Raw genomic sequence first — 25,865 nt, 5'->3', positions numbered from 1 at the left:
CAACTGGAAAGGAGATGAACGATGGTTGCTGTCCGAGGCACTTTAAACAATTATCAGTTATCGGCCTACGACGTCGATCTTCAGGATAATCCGCCGCTTACGGGATTCAGCGCGAGGATGAGCTCCAAGGAAAACGCAGCGAAGGCGCGTGCGATTGTCGAGTTGAATAACCGGACTGGGCTTAACGTAACCTTGGATGCTTTTACGGTTACGCGAACATCAGCGGGTGATGTGAGCAGGACTACGCCAGTGGAATGGACCTACAACGCCACCACCGGGCATGGCGGTCACGCAAGGAACTGGACCTTGATGGTTGACATGGACATTGTTACCCCAGGGCAGGGTGGCAATGGGCCGGACAGGACGCATGTGGGCTATTCGTACTGGTGCACTGGCTACGATGCTATTGGTCGGATAAATGGCCATATCTTCGTTGAATATCTTCCGGCGTCGAGATAGAAAAACGGTCAGAGTGCTTTTCTGATGGCTGATTGAGTGGGTTCCAACGGAAAGGAAAGTCAGGTGTCACGTGTCTTGCAAGCGTGTCGACCCAAAGGAGAAACCATGCCAAGTCATAAAACGTCCGGCGCAACTAAACGGGTTTTGCGGGCGCGTAAGAAAGTGGATTACGCGGGGATCGAAAAAAAGTACGACAAACTTTCGTTCATTTCGAAAAAGAAGCCGAAGACCCGCGTCGTCAACATCAATGTTGCCCTTGGGCGGGCGCTGGCCGCGCCCCCGCTTACGTCGTGGCCGTTCTCCGGCATGCATCAGGACGTTACTTATCACGGCGACCTGAGTAACGCCCCCGGTTGGAACATGAGAACCGGGGACGAAATCTTCCTGCCGTTTGCCTGGCTGAACTTGGGTGGCCAGGCCGTGTGGCAAGGATTGGAACAGGAAGTTGCAGGTCTGCGCGCCGATAACCTCGCGCGTGCGCACTTCAATCAGATCGCTACCGATATGCGTGCCTTGGTGGCAAACACGCGTATCACCGAGTGCGTCGGTGAGGCTGCCGCTGCGATCTATGTGCTCGAGCATGACCCCCGCTTCAAGATGATCTGGGGCTACCACATCCACGCCGGGACGGGGATAGACCAGATTTGGCAAAGGCCGAACAGCAATGGCGGGAGCGACTTTCTGATCGTCGAGGCGAAAGGTCCCGGCGCTGCCGTGAACTCCTCGGCATTCGTGCCGCCTGGCTACAGTCAGATGAAGGAAGGGTGGGTGGCGAACCACCTGTACAGCATGAACAACAACCAGCATGCCGCCGGCCAAAGCATAGTCAACGCGTTGGGCCTGCAATTTATGAATGCCTATCCCAACTATGCGGGTGCCAGCAAAAGCTACTATGGCGTGGCACCGACGAGCAGGCATAAGCAATCAGCTTCACGCGTGTACGGTACGGTGGTGGAAGCGCAGTGGCTCTCGGACGGTCGCCTTGGCCACAACCATAGTGCCTGGGTCCAATATTTCACCTGAAAGCAAAACAGCAACAGGCTGATCTGATGTCGAGGGCTCACTCTGTTCACGTGCTCCCTTTTTGCTCCATCCCATTCCTGACCCCAAGCGAGGATCACCATGCAACCGGCAGCCCGCCTCACCGACATGCACACCTGCCCGATGACGACCGGGCCGGTGCCCCACGTTGGCGGCCCGATCGCCGCACCGGGTGCGCCGAACGTATTGGTAGGTGGCTTGCCCGTCGCATGCGTCGGCGACATGGCGGTATGCGTGGGGCCACCGGATGCGATTGCCATGGGCTCGCCGAAGGTGCTGGCCGGCGGCCGGCCGGTGGCACGTCTGGGGGACAGCACGGCCCATGGCGGTGTGATCGTGCTGGGATGTTTCAAGGTGTTGATTGGCTAATGGCCTGCTTACTACCGGGCTTGTCAGAGGTGGCAAGATGACGCGATCGTTTTTGAATTCTCGAAGCAGGAGATGGCGGTCAAGCTGGCTTTTCCTGGTTCGTACTGTCATGTCAGTCGGTGTAGTTTTCCTGTTGTCGGGTTTGTCAGAGGGATGCGCTATGGGTACGTCGGATCGTTGGGTGCTGTTTTCTGAAGTGAACGGCACGGTGTTGCAGGATGGCAAGCCGGTACAAGGGGCCGAGCTGGTGGCCAAGGCCGAGTGGTCGGAAAACGACGCGGATAACCCCACCCAGCACACGGTTACCGATGAAAAAGGGCGGTTCTCGTTCCCTACGATCGAGCGTAAGCGGGGCTTTCTTCATCGTTTTCTGCCGACCCAGCCGATGGTGCACCAGACCATCGTAATCAAGTATCAGGGCGTGGAGTACGAGGCCTGGGTGCATGGCAAGGCCGATTACGACGCCAATACCGAGCTTGACGGCCGGCCACTGAATTTTGTGTGCGAATTGACCAGCAAACCGGAAGCGGTAGGTACTCACTACGGTATCTGCAAACCGGTTTGAAACACGGATCGTTCAAATCATCCAAGGGGATTAACTTATGGCGATGGAACTTTCACCGACCCAGGTCGGCGAAATTGCTACCAGTACTTATGAACTGCGCACTTCCAAGGACATGCGTTCGGCGTGGCTGGTTGCGCCCAGTGCAAGAGAGTCCTTCGACATCATGGGGGGAGCCCGTCTGGCGGGTACGACCGGCACCATAGCGCAGCAGCATTCGGGCTTCGGTTTCGTGGCCTGGGGGCAGGGCGGACGCGAGGGTGAATGCCTGGTTGCCGTGCGCGGTACCGCTACGGGTTATGACTGGCTGACCAATTTGCGTTTCGCCGGTGTGATCGGGCCGAGTGGCTATCTGGTGCACGCCGGATTCTGGCGTGGTGCGCAATCGGTACTGCCGCAAATCAGGGAACAATTGCGTCACCGCAAGCCGCAGGCGCTACATGTGATCGGTCATAGCCTGGGCGGTGCCATGGCCACTTTGCTGGCCGATGCGCTTACTGACGTGGGCTGCCCCATTCGGCTTTACTCCTTTGGTGCGCCACGTTGCGGCGTGGTGGAGCATGCCCAATATCTCACCGCCAAGCTTGGCGCCGAGAACATCTACCGCGGTTATCACGAAAACGACCCGGTACCGATGATTCCGGTGTTTCCCTACAGCCACGTGCCCTATGCCAGCAATGCCTACCGCCTGAAGGGGCCGGGCCGGCGCATCAACATCGAAGCGCATCTGATGCCCGGCTATCTGAAGTCGGTGGAGGGCTGCACCTGGTCGTCGTTGCCGGTCATCCTGCCCAAGCACAGCAGCTTCGAGGCGGCCAGCGACTGGCTCAAGGAGGCAGCAAAGGACAGTGGCCCCTTCATCATGCTCTCTTCGCTGGCGCTCCAGCTGATTCTTTCGGGGCTGGACTGGATCCTGAAACAGCTGATCAAGGTGCCCGAATTGGCCTTGTTTGCCGATGTCACCCTGCTCGACGGCCTTGCGCGCCTGCTTTACACCGGCGTGTTGCAATCGATCCGCATTGCCGAGGCGGTTCGCAACATGCTGGCCGCGGCGATGCGTTTCATGGGGCGCACGTTGGCGCAGGGCGCCAATATCACGGTGGATTTCATCCAGTTCGTGCTGGGCATGCTGTTCCGCTTTATATCGACGATGGCCAGGAACGCCGTGGACAAACTTTGACGCATGGCGCGGACGAGGAAAATGCCTTTGAGTCGGGCGGCAACCCGCGTTGCCGTTCGCTCGCCTGGCGAGGCGGCGGACTATCGCCGGGTCCTCAAGCAAGCCATGCAATCGCATCAGGCCGGCGATCTGGACGCAGCCGAGCATCGGTACCGCGAAGTGCTGGAGCTGCGTGCGGGGCAGCCCGATGCCATGCACTACCTGGGTGTGCTTTGTCATCAACGCGGACGCAGCGACGAAGGCGTGCGCCTGATCGAAGCGGCGTTGAAGATCACGCCCAAGCACCCGGACGCGCACAACAACCTCGGTAACATCCATAAGGAATGCGGGCGCCTGGCCGAAGCGGAGCGCTGCTACCGCAAGGCGCTCAAATGCGGTTCGCTGCATTACAACGCGCAGAACAACCTGGCGGTGGTGTTGGAGGCGCAGGAGCGCGTGGAAGAAGCGTTCCAGGCTTACGCCAAGCTGCTGCAGCAGGCGCCGAAGTTCGCGCAGGGGTATTACCTGATGGGCAGGTTTCTGCGCAATTACGCCCAGAGCAAGGAACATGTCGAGCAGTCGGCGCAATGTTTTCGCACAGCCTATGAGCTGGACCCGCGCAACCTGCGTGCGCTGGAGTCATTGGGCATGTCCTTGTACACGTTGAACCGCATCGGAGAGGCGGTTCAGGTTTATCGTGATTGGGTGGCGCGCGAACCGGATCATCCAGTGCCTCGCCATATGCTGGCTGCTTGTGGCGGCGCGCAGGCGCCGACGCGCGCGGCCGATGATTACGTGCGCGAGGTTTTCGACGCGTTTGCCGACAGTTTTGACGAGCAACTGTTGAAGAACCTGGGTTACCGAGCGCCAGAAATCCTTGCGGAAGCCTTGGGCGGCATGTTGCCCGGCGCGGCGGGCGAGTTCGAGATCCTGGATGCCGGCTGCGGCACCGGTCTTTGCGAGCCGCTTCTGCGCCCGTATGCGAAGCGGCTGGTGGGGGTGGACCTTTCCGGCGGCATGATCGAAAAGGCGCGCTTGCGCGGTGGCTATGACGAGCTCGACGTGGCCGAACTCACCGCCTATTTGCGGGCGCATCCGGCCGCTTACGACATCGTGTTTTCGGCCGATACCCTGGAGTATTTCGGCGATCTTGAGGAAGTGCTGGATGCTGCGCATGCCGCGCTGCGCCAGCATGGCTGGTTGGCGTTCACGGTGGAAGCGGCGCAGGGCGAGGACGATCGCGTCGATCTTTCGCCCAGTGGCCGCTACCAGCACACGCGCCACCATGTCGAACGCGCCTTGTCGTCGGCAGGGTTCTCGCGGAAAAGTATCGGTACTGACACTTTGCGCAAGGAAGGCGGACAGCCCGTGACTGGCTGGGTGGTCTTGGCACAACGCGCGGGGCAAGGCTGAACGATGGGCAGGCCCAGCCTCCGGCTGCTGTTGTGCGTCGGAGGTGGTCGGGGCAGGCTGCCCTACGGGTGGCGCCTTCAGCCCAGGAACGGGCAGAAGCCCAGGGAAAGTCGGACCAGGTACGGTTTAGGAGAACTGATCTTGCAGATTGTGCACCCTTTGACGGTAAAGCCGCTGGATTCGGCGCTGCCGCTGGGCGAAACTTTGCACTGGAGCCGCGGGGGCTTGGGGAGTATTGGCAGGTTCCACCCGCTTCATCACCTGAACCGGTGCGTGGAGCCCCTCGGACATGAGTGCACCATGGAAACGTATAGAGCCGAGCAGGCTCCTAGGAGATTCGCATCATGACCGCCCAGATCAGTATTTCTTCCGCCAAGGTCAGCGGCCTGCTGTTCCGCAGCATGACTGCCGACGAGCGTCTGGGGCGGCTGTTTTCCTTCCATCTGCAGTTCGAAAGCCAGGACCCCAACATCGACCTGAGCGGCCTGCTGGGCTCGCCGATGACGGTGAAAATCGCCACCGAGGACGGCTACGAACGCTACTTCAACGGCATCGTATGCGAGTCGTCGCAGACGGGCGTTGAAACGATCGACAACCTGGTCTACGCGCAATACAGCGTGCGGCTGGTGCCCAAGCCATGGCTGCTGGGGCAGAAGGTGGATTGCCGTATCTATACCGACATGACGGTGCCGGATATCGTGAAGTCGGTGTTGAACGATGCCGGCTACAGCGACGTGAAACTCAGCCTCAGCGGCAATTATGCGCAGCGCGAATACTGCGTGCAGTACCGCGAGGACTGCCTCAACTTCGTCAGTCGCCTGATGGAGCAGGAGGGCATCTATTACTTCTTCACGCACGATGCAAGCAAGCACACCATGGTGCTCGCCGACAGCGTGAGCGCGCACGCGGTAAACAAGGACTTTGCGCGCGTCCCCTTCTTGCCCAGCACCGACAGCGTGCTGCGGCGCGAGTCGACCATCACTACCTGGGCCTCGTCGCGCGGCATGGATGCAGCCAAGTACCAGCTGACCGATTACGATCCGATGGCGCCCAAGACCTCGCTGCTGGCCACCGGCACCAGCGACGGCCACGGCACCGCCGGCTCCAGCGACGGCGTGGTGGCGTTCGACTTTCCGGGCGCACACAAGGTTGCCGATGTGGGGCAGCATTTCGCGCAGGTGCGTGCCGAAGCCCTGAGCGTGGCGCGATCGCATTACACCGCCACTACCGGCGCCTGCAGTGTCGAGATCGGTGGGCTGTTTACGCTGAGCGACTATCCGCGCAAGCCGCTCAACCGCGAATACCTGATCATCGGCACCACCATTCACCTGTCCGGCGCCGCAGCTGCGTCGGGCAGCAGCGACAATGGGCCGGCCTTCCAATGCAGCTTCGAAGCGATCGAAAGCAGCCAGACTTTCCGCAGCCTGCCCACCGCGGTGAAACCCACGGTGGTCGGTCTGCAAACGGCGGTCGTGTGCGGCAGCAAGACCGACGAGGACATCGTGGTGGACCAGCACGGCCGCGTGCAGGTCACCTTCCACTGGAACAAGCCCGATAAACCCCACGCCAAGAGTTCCTGTCCGGTGCGCGTGGCCACGCCATGGGCGGGCAAGAACTGGGGCGCGATCAGCATCCCACGCGTGGGACAGGAAGTGGTGGTGAGCTTCCTGGAAGGCGACCCGGATCGCCCGTTGATCATCGGCAGCGTCTACAACGGCGACAACAACGTGCCGTACGGCCTGCCGGACAACAAGACCCAAAGCGGCATCAAGAGCCGCAGCCTGCTCGGTGGCACCGCCGATTTCAACGAGCTGCGCTTCGAGGACAAGAAAGGCAGCGAGGATTTCTTCATGCATGCCCAGAAGGACATGCACGAGGAGGTGGAGAACGATCATGTGGTGACTATCGATCACGATGAAACGGTCACCATCAAGAATGACCGCCACCACACCATCAACAACAACGACACGCTGGACGTCGGCAAGGTTTTCAAGCTTACCGCCGGCACCCAGATCGAACTTGTCACCGGCTCATCGAGTATCATTCTCAAGAGCACGGGCGAAATCCAGATCAGCGGCATCAACGTCACCATCACCGGCAATTCGTCGGTCAAGGTGGCCGGACAAGTGCAGGTGGACATCGGTGCTGGCGTCAACATGAAGCTGCATTCCGATGCCATGCTGGATATCGAAGGCAGCGCCATGACCACCTTGAAGGGTGCGGCAGTCAGCGCCACCGGCGACGGCATGATGCAGGTATCGGGCGGCATCATCATGATTGGTTGATGGGTTTGAAGATCAAACTGGATTCCCGCTTGCGCGGGAATGACGGTGGCTAAAGGAAATGCCTCGCATGGGGCAGACGCAACACGGCAAATGCTGTACACGGATTGGTGAAAGGGGACGTCGGAATGTCGGTGGTTACGCAGGCTTCGATGCAGATGGGTTTGTCGGCGCTGGCCAGCGCCCGGCTACGCCCCGAAATGACGCCGCAAGTGGCGGTGCAGACGCTGCTCGATGCCGGCGAGATCCAGGACGCGCTCAAGTTGCTCGCCCGTTTGTTGCCCAAGCGCTATGCCGTTGCATGGCTGCTGCAATGCGCGCGTGAACAGCCGCTGGGCCTGGAAGACAAGGCTGGCGCATCCCTGGCGGAAAAATGGGTGCGCGAACCGAATGAAGACAACCGCCGCGCCGCGTTCGAATTCGCCAATGCCGGTGGCTATCGCTCGCTCGGCGCATGGCTGGCGGCATCTGCGGGCTGGTCGGGCGGAAGCCTGGCACCGGCCACGCAGGAGCAAGCCGTTCCGCCGCCGGACCATCTCACTGCGCGCGCCACGGTGGCGGCGATCAATCTGATGGCCGCGCTGGTCAGCGAACAGTTCGAGGCACGCCGTGGCGCTTTTATCGAGCGCGCGATGAGCCTGCTTCATGCCAGCACCAACGGCAGCGGTCGCTAAGCGGGGGATACAGGTGTCGACGCTACAGACATTGACGCTCGTCGTACAAGGCCAGCAAGCGGCGCAATTCGGCAGTCGCAGCCAGAAGACCTTCCATGCGAAAGACGGCAGCATAGGCCGTTCCGAGGACTGCGATTGGGTGCTGAGCACTGCCGGTGTGTCACGCGTGCATGCGATGGTGCGCTATCTCAACGGCATCTATTTCATCGAGGATTGCAGCACCAACGGCATGCTGCTCAATGGCTCGCCGCTGCTCAGGGGTGATCCCGCGGCCTTGAAGAGTGGCGATCGGCTGCAGATCGATACGTTCGAGATCGCCGTACGCATGGAGCACGACAGCGTAACCATCGTGCAGCCGAGCGCACCGGTCGCGTCGCCGATCCCGGCGCCTGCGCCGGCCGCTTTCCATGACGATCCGCTGGATTTCGATTTCCTCAATCCGATGGCGCCCGCGCCGTCGCCGTCGCGCACTTCTTCCCTGGACAACCTGATCCCTGGTACGCAGCAAGCCATGCCCGCGGGTGTCGACCTGGATCCCTTGAGTTTCCTCGACGAGCCGCTAGGCGTAGCCAGGCCGGAACCGGCGCCGGCGCCAAGCTGGAATCACACGCCCAGCATCAGCGACCACTTCCGCCCCCCGACCACGGACGTGCGCAAGCAGGCCAATCGACTGCCGGAAAACTGGGACCTGACCACCGGCGATTTTGCGCCGCCACCGCCGGCTGCACCCGCGCCACCGCCTGCGCCGGAACCCGTAGCCGTAGCACCGCCGCCACCGCCGGCCGTGGCGCCCGCGCCTGCGCCTGTTTCGAACGGGGCATTGCCGGCGGATATGGAGCAGATCCTGCGCATCGTGGTGGACGGGGTGATGGATGTGCTGCGCGCGCGTGCCGAAATCAAGAACACTTTCCGCTTGCCGGTCACCATCATCCAGCGCTCGGAAAACAACCCGCTGAAATTCGCGCTCGGCACGGACGAGGCGATGCAAAAAATCCTGGGGCCGGCCAACCCCGGCTTTCTTTCCGGCACGGCGGCGTTCCAGGACGCGTTCGAAGATATCCGCTTGCACCAGATGGCGATGCTTGCCGGCGTGCGTGCGGGCTTCGAGGGCTTGCTGATGCATTTCAACCCCGACCGCTACGAGAACGAGGTGGATGGTGGCAAGCGCGGCGTGGCGTTCGGCGCCAAGGGGCGGTACTGGGACAAGTACCGCGACAACTTCGAAGGCCTGGTGAAGAACCCGGACGATACGTTCCGGCGCTTGTTCGGGGATGAGTTTGCGCGGGCGTATGAGGAGCAGCTGGCGCGGCTCAAGGCGAATCGGCGCAATGAACGTAGGTAGGAGTTTTGTATGCATGCCTGGTTTGCATCCCCACCTACCAATGCAGGACTGACGGACCCGATACATGACGCAAAATAACAAAGTGGTGTGGAGCGAAGGGCTGTTTCTGCGCCCTCAGCACTTGCAGCAGCAAGAGCGTTACCTGGAGCGCTTCGTGGAGGTGCGCGCAGGCGCACTACGACCGTATGCCTGGGGCTTTCACGAATTGGAACTGGAGACGGATCTGCTGGCCATCGGCAAGATCGGCATCAAGCGCGCGCGCGGCGTGTTTCCGGACGGCACGCCGTTCTCCATGCCCAACGACGATCCGCTGCCGCCCGCGCTGGAAGTGGATCCGAACTGGCGCGACCAGATTGTCTACCTCACTTTGCCATTGCGCTCGCCCACGCAACCCGATAGCGGGCGTCCGGAAGCGTCGTCGGAAAAGCTGTTCCGCTTTCGCGTGCGCGAGGCCGAGGTGCGCGATGCCTCGGGCAGCATGGATGGACTCACCGTGGTGGAAGTCGGCGGCATGAGCAGCCGGCTGCTACCGCAATCGCAACCGATGGAGGGCCTGGCGCAAATCCCGCTGGCGCGCATCGTCGAATGCCGTGCCGACCGTCGCGTGATGCTGGATGAAAGCTTCATGCCGACCGGGCAGAGCTGCCAGGCGGTACCGCGGCTGGTGACCTTCCTGACCGAATTGCTCGGCCTGCTGCATCAGCGCGGCGAAGCGCTGGCCAGCCGCGTAGCGGTCACCGATCGCGGTGGCGCGGCGGAAATCGCCGACTTCCTGCTGCTGCAAGTCGTAAACCGCTATCAGCCCTTGATCGCGCACCTGGCCGCGGCGCCGGTCGCCCATCCGGAGGATTTGTATCGCGTGGCCGTGTCGATGGCCGGCGAACTGGCCACCTTCACTGCGCCGGGTAAGCGTGCGCAGGCGTTTCCGGCTTACCGGCACGAATTCCTGCGCGAAAGCTTCGAGCCGGTGATCGTGGCCTTGCGCAACAGCCTGAGCGCGGTGATGGAACAGACGGCCACGCCGATACCGCTGCAGCAGCGCAAGTTCGGCGTGTGGGTAGCGGTGGTGCCGGACCTGACCCTGCTCGACACCGCGGCGTTCGTGCTTGCCGCCAAGTCCGACATGAAATCGGAAGACTTGCGGCGCCAGTTGCCGGCGCAATCGAAGATCGGGCCGGTGGAAAAAATCCGCGACCTGGTCAACCTGCAACTGCCTGGCATCGTGGTCGCGCCGATGCCGGTGGCGCCACGGCAGATTCCGTACAACGCGGGTTTCCTCTATTTCGAATTCGACAAGAACTCCCAGATGTGGCGGATGCTGAAGACGTCCGGCGGCATCGCCTTCCACTTTGGCGAGGAATTCGCAGGGCTTGACCTGCAACTGTGGGCGATCCGAGGCGGAACATGAGCAACGGCCCTAATGACGATATGCGCGACGCCACCATTGTGCGTCCGCGCGGTGCAGCGCCTGCGCCTGCCGCACCGCCGCCAGCTTCCCCGGCGCGGGCACCTGCGCCGTATACGCCGCCAGCGGAAATCAACCAGTTTCTGGAGGGTGGGGCCAATCCGCTGGTGCAGGCAGCCAGCCCCCTGTTGCTGCTGGCGGTGCAGTTGCGCCACAGCATGGCTCCGCCGGATGCGGCGCATTTGCGCGATCAGACCGTGGCGCAGATCCATCGCTTCGAAAGCCTGGCGCAGGCGGCCAATATCCAGCAGCAAACCATCCTCGCGGCGCGCTACGTGCTGTGCACGATGCTGGACGAAGCCGTACTCAATTCACCCTGGGGCGAGCACAGCGGCTGGGCGCAGAAAACGCTGCTGGTCACCTTCCATAGCGAATCCTATGGCGGCGCCAAGTTCTTCCAGATTCTCGAACGGCTGTGCTCGGACTTCGCCAAGCACATCGACCTGATCGAGCTGATGTACATCTGCCTGGCGCTGGGCTTCGCCGGCCGCTACCACATCGAGACGGGCGGACGCGCCAAGCTCGCCGACATCCAGGAAGACCTGTACCGGCGTATCCAGGCGCAGCGCGCCAAGCCGGCGGACGAACTGGCGCCGCATTGGCGCGGCATCGATGACCGGCGCAATCCTTTGATCCGCTACGTGCCGCTATGGGTGGTCGCCGCGTTTGCCGCGGTGATACTGCTCGGCGCATTCCTGTTCTTCTATGCCCGCCTCAATGCAGCCTCCTCGCCGATCAGTGCGCAGCTTGCGCAAATCGGCCTGGAGAACGGCACGCCGCCGGATACCGCGCGCCAGCCGCATCCGGCGCGCAAAAGCCTCAAGCAATTGCTGTCACCGGAAGAACAGGCCGGCCAGCTTACGGTCGAGGAAAAGCCCGATGGCGAGGCGAAGGTGCGTTTGGCCGCCACCGGGCTGTTCCCCTCCGGCGGCGTCGACGTGAGTGCGGACCAGGTTCCGCTGCTGCACAAGATCACCGCCGCGCTCAACCAGGTGCAGGGCAGGGTGATCGTGGTGGGACATACCGACGACCAGCCGATCCGTTCGCTGAAATACAAGGACAACTTCGAGCTGTCCAGCGCGCGTGCGCGCAACGTGGCGCAGATCCTGGACGACGGGCTGGACAATCCTGCACGCGTCGAATCCAGCGGGGCAGGTTCGTCGCAACCGATCGCGCTGCCGCCCGATACACCCGAAAACCGCACGCGTAACCGGCGCGTGGAAATCATGTTCATTCCGGAGGATTGAACCCTGTGAAGATTTTTGCGCTGTTCAAATCCGGTTGGTTCATGGCGCTGGTCGGCGTCATCCTGCTGTCGATCCTGATCTGGCTGGGCGGCCCGTATCTGGGCATAGGCGATACGCAACCGCTGGCCAGCCCGGTGTCGCGCCTGGTGCTGATCATTCTGATCCTCGCGGTGTGGGCGATCTGGTTGCAGGTGCTGCAGCTGCGTGCACGCAACAAGGCCAAGCAGATGTCCGGCGACATGGTCTCGCAAGAGAGCGGGCCAGCCGGCAACGATCAGGACCAACGCAGTGCGGCCGAACGCACGCAATTGCAAGGACGCTTCCAGGAAGCGGTCGATACTCTGCGCAAGAGCAAGCGCGGCAGCAATCTCTACACCTTGCCGTGGTACGTGGTGATCGGCCCGCCGGGCTCGGGCAAGAGCACGCTGCTGCAGAATTCCGGCCTGAATTTCCCGCTGTCCGATCGCTTCGGCAAGCAGGCCTTGCGCGGCGTCGGCGGCACCCGCAATTGCGACTGGTGGTTTACGGATGAAGCGGTGTTCCTCGACACTGCCGGCCGTTACACCATGCAGCAGTCCGACCAGGCTGCGGATGCCTCGGCCTGGGGCGAGTTCCTGAAGCTGTTGCGCAAATACCGCAAGCGCCGGCCGATCAACGGCGTGCTGATTGCGATGAGCATGTCCGACCTGCTCACGTTGGATCAGAACGGCATGCAGGAGCACGTTGAGGCAATTCGCCGCCGCCTGGATGAGCTGGCCAGCCAGCTGCGCATCGGCGTGCCAGTGTACCTGGTGCTGACCAAGTGCGACCTGATCGCCGGCTTCAGTGAATTTTTCGACGATCTCAACCCGGAACTGCGCAGCCAGGTCTGGGGCATGTCGTTCCCGGTCGAGCAGACCATGAACGGCGCGGCGGCCAAGCAATTCGGCGGCGAATTCGAATTGTTGTTGAATCGGCTGCATACGCGCATCCTGAGCCGCCTGCATGCGGAGCGCGATGCCAACCGCCGCTCGGCCATCCTGTCGTTTCCGCAGCAACTGGGCGCCTTGCGCGAAACCCTGCGCCAGTTCGTCGAAGGCGTGTTCACTGGCTATGCCTATGGCACGCCACCGCTGTTGCGTGGCGTGTATCTCACATCAGGTACCCAGGAAGGTACGCCGATCGACCGCATGATGGTGGCGGTGGCGCGCACCTTCGGTCTTGATGCGGCACAGGTGCACGCTCCCGGTGCGCAGCAGCGCACTTTCTTCGTCGAGCGCCTGCTGAAGGAGGTGCTGTTCCGCGAATCCGGTTTCGCCGGCACCAATCCAAAGCTGGAGCGGCAGAAGATCATGCTGCAGGCTGCCGCGTATCTGGGCGTGCTGGTGGTCAGCGTGCTGTTGCTAGCCGGCTTTGCCGAGAGCTACGGGCGCAATCGCGCCTATCTGTCGCAGGTCGAGGATGGGTTGAAGAACTATCCCGCCAGCAGCGACGTTTCGGGCGCCACCACGCAGAAAGAGTATTTCGCGCGTGTACTGGCGCGTCTGGAAGGCATGGCCGGCGTGCAGGATGTCGCGCAGCAATACAAGGACGACGTGCCGCTGTCGATGCGCTTGGGTCTCTTTCAAGGGCATGCTGTGGGCGGCGAAGTGCACGATGCTTACGTGCGCGAACTGAATGGCCTGCTGCTGCCCGGCGTGGCCTCGCAATTCCGTAGCGGCCTGACCAGCAGCGCGAGCGATCCACAGGCGCTGTATTATTACCTGAAGGGCTATTTGATGCTGGGCGAGCCCAAGCATCAGAACGCGGATGAACTGGTCGCGCTTACCAATATCGAATGGCGCAAGGTTTTCCCCGACGATGCCGTGCTGCAGAAGGCGCTGTCCAAGCATTTCGAAGCACTGGTGGCCGAACCTGGACAGTTGCGCGCCCTGCATCTGGACGACCAACTGGTGGAGCAGGCGCGCAGCACGTTGCGCACGGCCGATCTTTCCACGCTGATCTACGGCAGCCTCAAGCTGAGCATGGACAGCTCCGACCACGCGCCGCTGCAATTGGACAAGGAGCTGGGCCTGCTCGGCAACGTGTTCCACCGCCGCAGCGGTGCCGCCTTGTCCGAGCCGATTCCCGCGCTGTACACGCAACCAGTGTTCGCGATGGAAGTGAACAAAGGTATCGAGGAGGCGGTGAAGCAATTCACACAGGACGATTGGGTCTTCGGCACCGGCAAAATCGACGCCATCCAGCAGGCCAAGCTGGCGCAGCAAGTGTTGGCGCTGTACCAGCAGGACTACATCAAGGCCTGGGACGAACTGCTCAACGACTTGCAGTTACAGCCCATCACCAATATCCAGGATGCCAGCGCCACTGCCGCGAAACTGTCCGGCCCCAGCTCACCGCTGAAATCGCTGCTCGCACTGGTGCGCAACAACACCAATGACTTGCTGCGCGTGCCACCGGCCAGCGACGCCGACAAGGCGGAAGCTGCGTTGAAGAAAGCCGCAGAAAAGCGTGCCGAGCAACGTGCCGAGCAAACCACGGTGATGCGTGCGCTTGCCAATGCCGGTATCAAGCCTGGCAGTGGGGAAGGACAGGGCGCCGCCGCCAAGCCTGGTGATGAGATCAGCGCTCACTTCGACACGCTCGACAAGCTCACCGAAGGAGCCCCGGGCAGTGCGCCGATCGATCACACCCTGAGCGTGCTCGACCAGCTCAGCAAGACCTTGCTGACCATGACCGACTTCAGCAGCGCCGCCGGCCAGCCCAATCCGCAATTGCTGATGGCGCAGCAGGAAGCTTCGCAACTGCCGCCACCGGTGTCCGGCTGGGTGGCCGCCTTGACCGGCAAGAGTCAGGCGCTGGTCGCCACCGGCACCAGCGGTGCACTGGGCGACGCATTCCAGCAGACGGCCGGCAAAGATTGTGCGGACTTCACCCGCGGCCGCTATCCGTTCTCGCCCAACAGCGCCCAGGATATTCCGCTGCAGAATTTCGGCGAGCTGTTCGGTTACGGCGGGCGCTTCGACAGTTTCTACAAGCAGACGCTGGACAAGCTGGTCGACGCCAGCGGCGCCATCTGGAAATGGAAAACCGGCCCCGGAGCCATCAGCGGCTCGCCCGGCATGCTCGCGCAGATGCAGCTGGCCGATACCATCAAGCAGATGTATTTCCGCAACAACGGCAGCATCCCCGAAGTGGACTTCACACTGGCGGCGCCGTCGCTCGACCCGGGCATCGGCAAGCTGGCCGTGACCATCGACGGCCAGAAGTTCGAATACCAACCCGGCAACGCCAGCAGCATGGGCATGAAGTGGCCCGGTCCGCAGCCCGGTCACGTCACGATTTCCGCCTGGGACAGCAGCGGCAATCTGCTCAGCACCTTCGATTACCAGGGCGATTGGGCGTTCTTCCATGCTATGCAGGCCGCCAATCTGCAGCGGCAGTCGGACTTGCGCTATCAGGCCAGCTTCAATTTCGGCGGCCACGTCGCCAAGCTCATCGTGCAGGCGGACAATCTTAAAAACCCCTTCCTCAATACCGCCGTGCAGCGTTTCAGGTGTGGAGGCTAGGCGGGTTATGAATCCGACAGGGGCAGGATTTTTCGGCAAACTTCCCAGTGCGGGCGATTTTGTGCAGCGGCGGCTGCCATCATCCTTCGTGGAAACCTGGGACCAGCATTTCGAGCGCGCGGTGGATGCCAGCCGTCAGGCCTTGGGGCATGCCTGGCAGCATGCGTATCGCAGCAGCCCGGTATGGCGCTTTTTGTTGTCGCCAGGCGTATGCACGGCATCGGCCTGGGCCGGCGTGATGGGGCCGGCCGGCGACCGTGTGGGGCGCAGTTTTCCCATGGTTATCGCGCTGCCGCTGGATGACCAGGCGACAGCGGGCCAAGTGTTGCGCGATGGCGATAGGTGGTTCGCCGCCATCGAGCGGGTACAGGTTGCCGCGCAGGCCGATCCTTCCACCAGTGTGGAGGCGTTCGACTCGCAACTGCTTGCACTCGCCGACACGCCTCTCGTGGCTCCCGCGCCAACGGTAGCCAATGGGGTGGAAAACGTTGCCTGGCAGAATGCCGCGCAATGGCGCATGCCGTTGCCGCCTACGCATGCCGATGGCGATTTTCTCCAGAAATTGTGGGCGCGCATCCATCAAAGCGGCGATGGCTGGTGCCTGTGGTGGACGCAGGGCGGTGGTCATGTGCCCGCCTGCGCCTTGGTTACGCGCGGCTTGCCGGAGCCTTCCAGTTATGTGGGGTTTCTCGATGCTCAGCACGCCAGCGAGGGTTGGCAGACGCTAGGGACTTTCGACGAAGCGCCGCACCGCCATCAGCATGCGCCACACGTTTCTGTCTCGGCGTCGGTCGTATCGCCACCCTCACGCCAGCTGCTGCCGGATGACTTGAGCGAACTGTTTGCCGACCTGGTGCCTTCGGTGTCGATGGCGGTTGCTGCCGGAATCGCTGAAGAAGGCGCTCAAGCTTCGGCAAGCCAAGGCGCCACCACCACTTATCGTAGCGATATCGCGTTGGCGCTGGTTGCCGCCGACGAAGGCGAGCCCGATGCCCGCCGGCAGGCCGCCGCTACGGCTAACCAGGTCGCGAACGAACTGCGAGCGGACGACCTCGCCGGCGATCTGAAGGTATTGAGCCAGCGCCTGCTGGCCCTGCATCCGCGCTTGCGCGAACGCAGTGAAGACTTGATCAATCCGGTACCGGAAGATGGCTCGGTGATCGCCGTGCACATCACCCAGCGCTGGGCCAATCTACTGCGCATCGGTACCGCCGCGGCCTGGCATTGGCGCAAGGGTACGCTGCAATCGTTGTTCGCCACTGCCGCGGAAGCGGGAGAGGACAATGCGCTCGGCGGAGATTTCGACGATCTCCTGTTCACGCGCGCCGCACCGGTGGCGTCCGGTTTGGGTGGCTCCACCGAACCGCTATGCGATGAGGTGGTGTGCGCGGTGGAAGAAGGCGATCGCCTGCTGCTCGTGGTGACGCAGGGCCTGGTGCAGTTTGCCCCGGATGTCTATGCGCGCGCGCTGGCCATGCCTTCCTGCGACGAAGCGCGTGCGCGCATCGCCGCCGCCGCCGGGTTCGCAGGCGAGCCTGCCCGCTGGCCGTTGGCCGTGATCGAGGTGACTTCATGACGCTACGCTACGAATCCGTCGGCCATACCGACACCGGCAAGGTCCGTGCGCACAACGAGGATGCGATCCTGGTGCGCGAGGACGTTGGCATGTGGGTGGTGGCTGATGGACTGGGGGGGCACAGCGCCGGCGATTACGCCAGCGGCATGATCGTCGAGCGCCTGCGTGCGCTGCCGCGGCCGGGCGACGTATTCGATTTCGTGGAAGCGATCGAGGATAGCCTGGCGCAAGTGAATGCCGACCTGCGTAACGTGGCGCGCGAACGCAATGTCGACGTGATCGGTTCCACCGTCGTGGTGCTGGTGCACGACAAGGATTTCATGTTGTGCGGCTGGGTGGGCGACAGCCGCGGCTACTGTTTCGAGGATGGGCATCTGCGGCAGATCACGCGCGATCACGTGCACGGCGAAAAAAACGACGCCACGCAACTGGGCCAGTCGCAGCCGGCCGGTGCCGGCGTGCTCACGCGCGCCATTGGCGCGGAGGAACAGCTGTTCGTGGATTGGGTGGTGACCGGCAGCCGTCCCGGCATGTCCTTCCTGCTGTGCAGCGACGGCGTCAACAAGGAATTGTCCGACCACGAACTGGACGAGGAATACCGCAGCAACGCCGATCCGCAGATATTGCTGGCCAGGCTGTTCGAGCTGTCCTTGAACCGCGCCGGACGCGACAACATTTCCGCCGTGGTCGTGCGGCTGCAGGATTGATATGACGTTCCTAGCCGAACTGATCGACGACTTCAACGCGCGCCAGCGCAAATTGCCGGAATTGTTCCAGGCGCTGGGCGAACGCGGGCCGCAACCCGAAGAAATCTATCGTGACGATCTTGCGCTGCTCACGCGCATGCTCGAAGAGGGCACGCTGGCGCCGGACATCGCCCGCGCCCTGATCGCCAAGCTGCACGCAGTGCAGCAGCCGCTTGGCGTAAGTGCGAACGACGCCACCCTGGTCAAGCCTCCGGCGGCGATGGAAGCGGATGTTACGCAGGTCAAGCCCGCCCTGGCCACCGCGTCGGGCGATGCCGAGGCCACGCTGGTGAAGCCGGCTTCGGGACCTTCGGTCATCACCCAGAACACCGGCCATAACACCGGCAATTCCAGTTCCAACCGCGACACCTGGGCACGCGTCGCGCAAGCGGAGGTTGGCGAATACGCCACCGTTGGCATGCTGCTGAAGGGCCGCTTCCTGCTTGAGCGCGAAATCGGCCGCGGCGGCATGGGCGTGGTCTATCTGGCGCGTGACGAGCGCAAGGTGGAAGCACGTGATCGCGACCCCTACGTCGCCGTGAAGGTGTTGAATGACGAATTCCGCCGCCACCCCGACTCGCTGATCGCACTGCAGCGCGAAGCGCGTCGCTCGCAATTGCTGGCGCACGACAACATCGTGCGCGTGTTCGATTTCGACAAGGACGGCACCATCGTCTTCATGACGATGGAGTACGTCGACGGCCAGGACCTCAAGGCCCTGATCCGCGAACGCTTCAACGGCATGCCGCTATCGGAAGCGCGCACGCTGATCGAAGGCATGGCCTGGGCGCTGAAGCGTGCGCATAGCGCCGGCGTGGTGCACTCGGATTTCAAACCCGGCAACGTGATGGTCACGCGCGATGGCGTGCCGAAGGTGTTCGATTTCGGTATCGCGCGCGCAGGTAAGCATGCAAGCGATGCGTCGGGCGAACAAACCGTATTCGACGCCGGTACGCTTGGCGCGCTCACGCCTGCCTATGCCAGCCTGGAAATGATCCAGGGCAAGGAACCGACCCCCAGCGACGACATCTACGCGCTGGGTTGCGTCGCCTTCGAACTGCTGACGGGCAAGCACCCGTTCGACAAGGACAGTGCGGAGGTGGCGGAGCGCGAAGGCCGCAAGCCGCCGCCGGTATCGGGCTTGACCAAGCGGCAATACAAGGCGCTGTGCGATGCGGTGGCGTTCCACGGCGAGCGGCGCCTGAAAACTGCCGCCGAGCTGGTCGAAGGCCTGCGCGAAATCAGCCTGCGCGAACGTATCGGCCCGCAGCTTGCCTATGGCGGCGGCGCGCTGGTGCTATTGGTTGGCGCGGGTTGGGGCCTGAATCATTACTTGCACGCCCGCCAGGTCGATCAGATCGTCGCGCGCTTCGCGCCTACGGCGCCCGACCGCTACGCCAATGAAGACCAGGCCGCGCAGGCCTTGAACACCTTGGGCGACGACGAGCGCAAGCGCATCGTGCTCGACCAGGGCGACACAATCCAGAACTACCTACTCAGCCGCATCGTTACTTACTGGGATCCGGCGCAGAACCACTACGACTACGCCGCCACGCAGCATGTTTTCCAATTGCGCGACCAGCTGAAACTGTATTCGCCGAACCTGGACGCGAAGCGCAGCGCAATCGAACAGCAAAAGAATGACCTGCTTAACTCGCTCGATACCCAGCTCACCCAGCGCATCGACGCAGGTGCGATATTCGAGAACCAGCCCAACAATGCGGTGGAAACCCTGGCGCAGATCCGCGCCATCGATCCACGCAGCGCCTTGCTGAAGAATGCGGAGCTGGAGCTGAAATATGACATTGCCATCGGTCATGCCCTGAGCGCCAACCGTGTGGACGAAGCGAAGTCCGATCTTGCGTTGGCGACGCGCCTGTTTCCCGATTCGGCTCGCTTGAAACAGCGTGAAACGCAGCTTGCGGCACTCAACGGGACGCTTGCCGCGACAGCGCCTGGACAGGCCGCGCCACCGGCGAATTTGCCGCAAGCACGCAAGACGCTGGCTGCACTGATCGCTCAGCCGGCGATGAGTTCGGAATGGCAGCAGGAAGTTGCCAGCGCGATGAGCACGCTGCACAACGACAGTTCGCCCGACACGCGCAAATTGGTGAACGATCTGGCCACGGTTATTGCCACGCAGGCGGCAACGCAGACCGACCCGCTGCAGCTGCAACAGGCGAGCAACCTGGTCAATCTCGGCCTGCAATACGAGCCACAGTCCAGCGCACTGCGCGCGCAGCGCACACGCCTCGACACCCTGTTGCAACAGCAGGAGGCGCAGCTCAATCAGGAAAGTATCGCAGCCGAAGTCACCTCGCGCATCGAGTCGGTCAAGCGCGCCGCCGCCGCCAACGACATCGGCAAGGCGGAAGAATCGCTGGCGCGCATTCGCGCCTTGCAACCGGACAATCCGTTCCTGGCCCAGGATGGGCCGCAATTGCTGGCAGCCGCCTATCTCGCCCAAGCGGATACCGCTGTGCAACGCGGGCGTTACCAGAGCGCATCCGAGTTGCTGGCCAGGGGCCTGAAGTCGCTTGGCAATCGTCCTGAATTGCGCAAGGCGAAGGCGCGCTATGACTTGCTCGCCGCCGTGATGAACGCACGCGGCAAGCCGGTAAGCGCTGCCGACTTCGACCGCATGCAAAAACAGCTTGCCGACGCTCGCAAGACCGATCCGGATGGCTTGAAGCAACTGGAGTCGGACCTGAAGCAACGCGGCCAACTGCAAGCGACGCTGTCTGATCTGCTCGACAGCATGAAGCCAAGCGAAGCCGCCGCAACGACACTTCCAGCCACGCCTGCGCCAAATATTGCCACCCAGCCCGGTGCCAGTAACCCATCCACTGCGACTCCGGGCACGCCTGCGGTAAAAGCTGGGGCCAACGGCAAAACCGCGACGGCCGGCAATAGCGCGTCCGCATCGGCAAATGTCGCGACAACGACGACTCCCGCCGCCCCCAGCAGCGACCCCTGCAACCAGGCCGACCTGATCGGCAAGGGCAAGGTTTGCTATGACACGCTAGGTCAGCGCCGCGGCCCTTCGCTGGTAGTCATACCGGGTATTTCCGGAGGCAAGCCCTACGCTTTGTCACGAGCGGAAATCACCGTGGCGGAATTCAACCGCTACTGCACCACTACCGGGCAGTGCTCGGCCAAGACGGGCGACGATCCCGATTCCGGCGGCCTGCCGATCGCCAACATCAGCCTGGCCCAAGCCAAGGCCTATGTGGCGTGGTTGTCTTCCGCCAGCGGCGGCTATGTCTACCGGCTGCCGACGGATGCCGAGTGGACCCACGCGGCGAAAGGCGGCGGCAGTTGGTCACAAGCCTCCGACAGCAACTGCATTCCGCCCACCGCAGGCAATGGTGATGACAACACCGGCGCGCCCATTTCCTCGCGCGGGCGCGAAGCCAATCCCTGGGGCCTGGTGAACATGACCGGCAACGTGTGGGAATGGGTCACCAATGGCGGCGGCGTGAGTGTGCGCGGCGGCAGCTATAACAGTTACTGGTCCGACTGCACGGTGAACGCTCGCCGCGACGATACCGGCGCTGCGCAAAAAGACGTGGGATTCCGCGTGTTGAGAGAACTGAAATGAGCGAACGGGAACGGCACGTCAACCATAGCCTGCGCGCCCTCGACGAAGCCCATCGCCTTGGCCGGCTCACACGCGAGGAATACCGCTCCCGCCGACGGCATTTGCTAGGTGCATTGCGCGACAGCCATGTGGTTACCGCGCGCAATGCCATCGTGCGATCGGCGCCGCCGCCACAGGCAGCTGTGCCTATGGTGGGTGACGATGTGTTACGCGACGTGTTTTCGTCGCGTCTGCCGATGTGGAAATGGATGCTGCCACTACTGGTGGCTGGCGTCCTGCTGTGCGCCGGTTTGTGGTATTGGCTGTCCAAAGCGGGTTGAAACCGTAGTTCCAAATGCCGGGGTTGTCATGATGGGCCAGCTGAATATGGCTCCATGACACCGTGCGGTGCTTGGCAATCCAAAGCGTGTGCTCCGTCGCGCGCTGGCGTATTGCGGAAGAGTGAGGAGACTGCCACACTTTGTGTAAGGAATATCCCATTGATGTCGGCAACCCGGCCAATGCGGATTCACGATGACGCGCCCGTTCCGTTCGGGCTGTTTGCCAAGGGGTAGGCGATGAAATTTCTTCTGGCGCTGGTGTTGCTGGTTCCGGCCATGGCGCAAGGCGCTGAACAAAAGCTGGAATGTCCAGCCTCGCTTGAGGTGAAAGACTCGGCGTCGGCGCCGTCAGGAGCACAAGTTTTCCAAAGCCCTGAACCCCATGTGCTGGAACGCGTAAGCTTTCAATTGGGCACGCCATCCAAGCTCGTGCCTGCGCCTCTGGGTACCGTAAACAAGCCGGGCGAATCCCGCGATACCTGGGTGTTTCACGCTCCTTTGCCGCAACAAGTCTGGGCTGCCTGCGCGTATACCGGTACCAGCCTGTTCCTGGTAAGGCCGGTTGGCCAAAATGTCACGCGATGCGAAGTCCGATATCGCACGGTTGGCGCTCATACTCGGGTAGGTGTTATCGCCGCTCGCTGCGAATAGGCAGCTTGCTATTTCATGCTTCATGCGCGCAAGCGCAATGACCGACCGCACAAGATTCCATGGAGGAGACAGGACGTGCCATACACGCTTCAGATCGACCAGAATTCCGTATACGGCAAGGGAAAATTCGTCAACGCGAAAGGAAACACGGAATGCGTTGAGTTCGTCAGGCAGGCCACCGGAGCGCCTGAAACGCCTAAATGGGTTCGCGGGCGGCTGGTGAAATCCCTCAAGCCGGGTGAATTGGCTCCCGGCACCGCGATAGCGACGTTCGACGAGCACGGCAAATACCCCACTGACGCTTTGGGTAAGCATGCGGCCATCTATCTTGGCACGACCGACAAGGGGATCGAGGTGCTCGACCAGTGGGACAGTCAAGGCGAGGTAAAGAAGAGGGTTATACGCTTCCATCCCAAGGCGGGAACGAAGCGTAGCGATGACGGCGATACCTTCTACGTGATCGAGTAAGGGCAACAAACCATGAGATGCGCACTAGTCTTGGCGCTGCTAACCCCCGTGGCTGCCTCTGCTGGCAGCTTTCAAATCGAGTGTCCCGCTACGCTGATGGTGAAAAGCACGGCGGCGGCGCCATCCGGTTGGCAAATTGTCGAGTCGCCGGAGCCGCACGTATTGGATCATGTGGGGCTATACCGCGGAAATCCCTCGGATTTGCAATCTTCCGTGCCGGAAACGACGGATGAAAGGCAAGGTCGCTCCAAGGATGTGTGGACATTCGACGCCACGGAAAAAATGTGGGCGGCGTGCTTCTACACCGGCACATCATTGTTCACAGCCATGCCCGTGCCGCAGGGAGTTACGCGTTGCGAGGCGCTTTACGGTTCGCCACGCAAGGGCGAGAAATCCGGTCTGATCGCAGCCCGCTGCGAGTAGCCATGATTTCTATGACAGGTGGTTGAGGGTGTGGGTGCCGAATGAGGTTTATAGGCGGCTTCCGCATGCCGGGATTGCCCTCGGCCTGTTCCCCGACAGGTAACCCTGCATGGAAGGGGCCTGATGATGCAAGAGTAGTGCCGCCACCACGTTCCAGGCATCATTATTTTGACTTGGAACGAGGTATGGAGTGGAGGCATTATATGCGTTCCGGCTGCGCTCCCCGAGGTTCAGGCGAGATGCGGCAGGGGGATCAGGGTTTCCAATTGAAGCCACGCATGTCATATCGGCGAAGCCGAGAGCAGGTTTAATGCGCGGCGAAGCATAGGGTTTGTGAGCATTGCGGGACGCGCTCGTATCGCACCTTGGACTTAAGTCATGGTGATTGGCGTTCGCAAAAGCTTGCGCACCGGCAGCAGGGGTTTTTAGGTTTTTTAAATTCGTTGCAAGGGGAGCGCATGGGGCGCTCCTCCACCCACAAGCACCACCGCGTTTCGATTCAGAGGACAAGTATCGTGCGGATTGCATGCATGGCAGCAGCATTGGCTTTGGCATTGGGTAGCAGTTCGGCATGGGGGCAAGGCACTCAATCCCAGCCGGGCCAGATCCTGATTAGCGGGGTACCGGCTTCGGCGCCGGAGATCCAGAAGATCATTGACGGGGAATACCAGAAGGCGGCGGGAACAGGTGCGCTGGACCATGCGCAGCTGCAAGCGCTAGCCCAGCGGATTACCGCGGCTTTGCATAAGGCGGGCTATCCCGAAGCGCACGCCTATCTGGCCGACCAGTTCGCCGCTTACAGCTTTGGCGCAGGGGCGAAGTCCGCTCCTGCAAATGCCCAGGAGGCTGCCAGCGCGGTGGCGGCGGGTGGCGAGGGTAGTGCTTCCTTGGCCTCTGCGCCCAGCGCAGCAGGCGTGGTGCCTCCGGTGAAGGAGCGCGAAAGCGGCAGCGCCGCCGGGCAGAAGATCGCCGTGCGCGGCTTCCGCATCGACGGCGTTGGCGATCATCCGGATGCCGGTATTACCTATGACAGCATCCATGCGCTGGTCAGCGAGGAATATCGCAAGCTGGGTGGCAGTGCCGGCCAGCCGGTGATGCTCAGTTTCGCCCAGATGCAAGGGGTGGCCGACAAGATCACCGATCGCTACCGCAAGGCTGGCTTCATCGTGGCCGACGCCTTCCTGCCGGCACAGACCATCGGCAACGACCAGGTCGTTGAGATCCAGATTCTGGAAGGTCAGGTCGGGCGTATTGTCGTCAAGGGCAACAAACGCTACTACGCCAGCGTTATCGCGGCTCCTGCGCAGCAATTGAAGAACAAGCCGCTGCAAAAGGACACGGTGGACTCCGCATTGTTGTATGTGCGTGATCTGCCCGGTGTGACCGTGACCTCCACCTTCCAGCCGGGCCGCCAGACCGGCGACACCGATCTGATCATGGTGGCGCACGAGGCGAAGAGCCCCTTTACCTTTACCACCGGCGCAGACAATTACGGCACGTCACTTACCGGCCGCTATCGCGCGTTGGCGGGTGTGACCTGGAACAGCCCGCTGGGTATCGGCGACAGCTTGTCCGCCAATGTGGACTACTCACTTGACCCGAACCAGAACGCCTACGGTTCGCTGATCTACAACGTGCCGCTGGTGGTGGTACCCGGGCTGGGCATGACGGCAGGCTATACGCGCAGCCAATTGCAGATCAGCTCCGATGGCTTGGGCGCATTGAAGGTGCGCGGCCCGACCACTACGCATTTCATCGGCAGCGACTGGAAGTTCATCAACACCGACGACATGAAGATGCAGGCCAGCCTGCATGTGATGCGCGAGCAGTCCAGGCTCAGCACGCAAGGCATGGAGCTGTCGGACGAGAAGTTCAACGTGCTGGATCTTGGCTATGCCATGAACCACACCGATCGCCGTTTCCATGGCGTCGATCTGTTGCAGGTCAATGTGCGCAAATCGCTGACGGACCAGTCGCATGAGCCGGACCTGGTCAGCCCCAACCATGCGCATGATTTCACCCTGGCGAAGGTGTCGTACACGCGCCTGCAGTTCCTGACCCAATCGCAGCGCCTCTACTTCAAGCTCAATGGCCAGTGGACGCCCGATGCGCTGGTGCCGATGGAACAGTTCGTCATCGGCGGCCCGGACAGCGTGCGTTCGTATCCGATCGCCGACGGCCTGACCGACCGCGGCTATTACACCTCGCTGGAATACCACGTGGATGCACCGGGCTTCGGCAACAAGCCGTCGCCGTTCTATGCGCGGCCTTGGCGCGAAGTGCTGGAACTGGAGACCTTCCTCGACTACGCACGCGGCTTTACCGCGGGCGCGAACCACAGCAGCAGCACGCCGCCGTTGACTTTCAGCGGCTTCGGCGCGGGCTTCATCTTCCGCATTCCGCAATTCCACCATTTCGAGTTTCACCTGGACGGCGCGATACCGCTGGGCAGCCAGCAGGCAACGGACCGCCACGGTTACCACGTATACGGACGTATGGGCTTGACGTTCTAAGGAGAC

The 25,865-nt window shown here is 62.1% G+C and carries 20 protein-coding genes; all 20 read left to right on the top strand.

The features are described 5' to 3' along the window. Positions 1-21 precede the first annotated feature (21 nt). Complete coding sequence (locus tag QQJ96_RS04995; RefSeq protein WP_284330862.1) at positions 22-459, top strand: hypothetical protein; 438 nt, start codon at positions 22-24, stop codon at positions 457-459. Positions 460-522: 63 nt separating this feature from the next. Continuing rightward, positions 523-1,482 carry a hypothetical protein gene (locus tag QQJ96_RS04990; RefSeq protein ID WP_284330861.1) on the top strand — a complete coding sequence of 320 codons (960 nt, stop codon included), beginning with the start codon at positions 523-525 and terminating at the stop codon, positions 1,480-1,482. Between the two features lie 99 nt (positions 1,483-1,581). Further along, on the top strand, positions 1,582-1,869 hold the full coding sequence (locus QQJ96_RS04985; protein WP_284330860.1) for a PAAR domain-containing protein: 288 nt from the start codon (positions 1,582-1,584) through the stop codon (positions 1,867-1,869). Between the two features lie 160 nt (positions 1,870-2,029). Then, positions 2,030-2,434, top strand: coding sequence for a carboxypeptidase-like regulatory domain-containing protein (locus tag QQJ96_RS04980; RefSeq protein WP_284330859.1), 405 nt, complete (start codon positions 2,030-2,032; stop codon positions 2,432-2,434). A gap of 37 nt (positions 2,435-2,471) precedes the next feature. Further along, positions 2,472-3,611 (top strand): lipase family protein, encoded by a 1,140-nt coding sequence (locus tag QQJ96_RS04975; protein WP_284330858.1) that lies wholly within the window; start codon positions 2,472-2,474, stop codon positions 3,609-3,611. Positions 3,612-3,716: 105 nt separating this feature from the next. Then, complete coding sequence (locus QQJ96_RS04970) at positions 3,717-5,003, top strand: tetratricopeptide repeat protein (RefSeq protein ID WP_284330965.1); 1,287 nt, start codon at positions 3,717-3,719, stop codon at positions 5,001-5,003. A gap of 344 nt (positions 5,004-5,347) precedes the next feature. Next, positions 5,348-7,288: a type VI secretion system Vgr family protein gene (locus tag QQJ96_RS04965; protein ID WP_284330857.1), complete on the top strand. Its 1,941-nt coding sequence runs from the start codon at positions 5,348-5,350 to the stop codon at positions 7,286-7,288. A gap of 125 nt (positions 7,289-7,413) precedes the next feature. Next, a complete protein-coding gene (locus tag QQJ96_RS04960) occupies positions 7,414-7,959 on the top strand; it encodes a DUF6931 family protein (protein ID WP_284330856.1) in 546 nt (181 codons plus the stop codon). Further along, positions 7,931-9,301: a type VI secretion system-associated FHA domain protein TagH gene (gene tagH, locus QQJ96_RS04955; protein ID WP_404649144.1), complete on the top strand. Its 1,371-nt coding sequence runs from the start codon at positions 7,931-7,933 to the stop codon at positions 9,299-9,301. The genes QQJ96_RS04960 and tagH overlap by 29 nt, the downstream gene beginning before the upstream one ends. A gap of 64 nt (positions 9,302-9,365) precedes the next feature. Beyond that, entirely contained in the window at positions 9,366-10,709 is a 1,344-nt protein-coding gene (gene tssK / locus QQJ96_RS04950; RefSeq protein ID WP_284330854.1) for a type VI secretion system baseplate subunit TssK, read from the top strand. After that, complete coding sequence (icmH, locus tag QQJ96_RS04945) at positions 10,685-12,013, top strand: type IVB secretion system protein IcmH/DotU (RefSeq protein WP_404649145.1); 1,329 nt, start codon at positions 10,685-10,687, stop codon at positions 12,011-12,013. Before tssK ends, icmH begins: the two co-directional genes overlap by 25 nt. A gap of 41 nt (positions 12,014-12,054) precedes the next feature. Beyond that, positions 12,055-15,561 (top strand): type VI secretion system membrane subunit TssM, encoded by a 3,507-nt coding sequence (gene tssM, locus QQJ96_RS04940; protein ID WP_284330964.1) that lies wholly within the window; start codon positions 12,055-12,057, stop codon positions 15,559-15,561. 7 nt (positions 15,562-15,568) lie between these two features. Then, complete coding sequence (gene tagF, locus QQJ96_RS04935; protein ID WP_284330852.1) at positions 15,569-17,137, top strand: type VI secretion system-associated protein TagF; 1,569 nt, start codon at positions 15,569-15,571, stop codon at positions 17,135-17,137. Beyond that, complete coding sequence (locus QQJ96_RS04930; protein ID WP_284330851.1) at positions 17,134-17,844, top strand: PP2C family protein-serine/threonine phosphatase; 711 nt, start codon at positions 17,134-17,136, stop codon at positions 17,842-17,844. Before tagF ends, QQJ96_RS04930 begins: the two co-directional genes overlap by 4 nt. 1 nt (position 17,845) lies before the next feature. Continuing rightward, positions 17,846-21,484 (top strand): bifunctional serine/threonine-protein kinase/formylglycine-generating enzyme family protein, encoded by a 3,639-nt coding sequence (locus QQJ96_RS04925; RefSeq protein WP_284330850.1) that lies wholly within the window; start codon positions 17,846-17,848, stop codon positions 21,482-21,484. Beyond that, positions 21,481-21,804, top strand: a complete 324-nt coding sequence (locus QQJ96_RS04920; RefSeq protein ID WP_284330849.1) for a hypothetical protein — start codon at positions 21,481-21,483, stop codon at positions 21,802-21,804. The genes QQJ96_RS04925 and QQJ96_RS04920 overlap by 4 nt, the downstream gene beginning before the upstream one ends. A 237-nt stretch (positions 21,805-22,041) precedes the next feature. Then, positions 22,042-22,455, top strand: a complete 414-nt coding sequence (locus QQJ96_RS04915) for an STY0301 family protein (RefSeq protein WP_284330848.1) — start codon at positions 22,042-22,044, stop codon at positions 22,453-22,455. Between the two features lie 75 nt (positions 22,456-22,530). Next, positions 22,531-22,923, top strand: a complete 393-nt coding sequence (locus QQJ96_RS04910) for a BPSL0067 family protein (protein WP_284330847.1) — start codon at positions 22,531-22,533, stop codon at positions 22,921-22,923. A 12-nt stretch (positions 22,924-22,935) separates the two neighbouring features. Next, positions 22,936-23,346, top strand: a complete 411-nt coding sequence (locus QQJ96_RS04905) for an STY0301 family protein (RefSeq protein WP_345782684.1) — start codon at positions 22,936-22,938, stop codon at positions 23,344-23,346. Positions 23,347-23,876: 530 nt separating this feature from the next. After that, complete coding sequence (locus tag QQJ96_RS04900) at positions 23,877-25,859, top strand: ShlB/FhaC/HecB family hemolysin secretion/activation protein (protein ID WP_284330845.1); 1,983 nt, start codon at positions 23,877-23,879, stop codon at positions 25,857-25,859. Positions 25,860-25,865: the final 6 nt, after the last annotated feature.

The sequence above is a fragment of the Dyella flagellata genome (assembly GCF_030160275.1).
Taxonomy (GTDB): Bacteria; Pseudomonadota; Gammaproteobacteria; order Xanthomonadales; family Rhodanobacteraceae; genus Dyella_B; species Dyella_B flagellata.
Note: the sequence above shows the minus strand (reverse complement) of the source record. Positions and strands in the feature narration are given on the sequence as shown.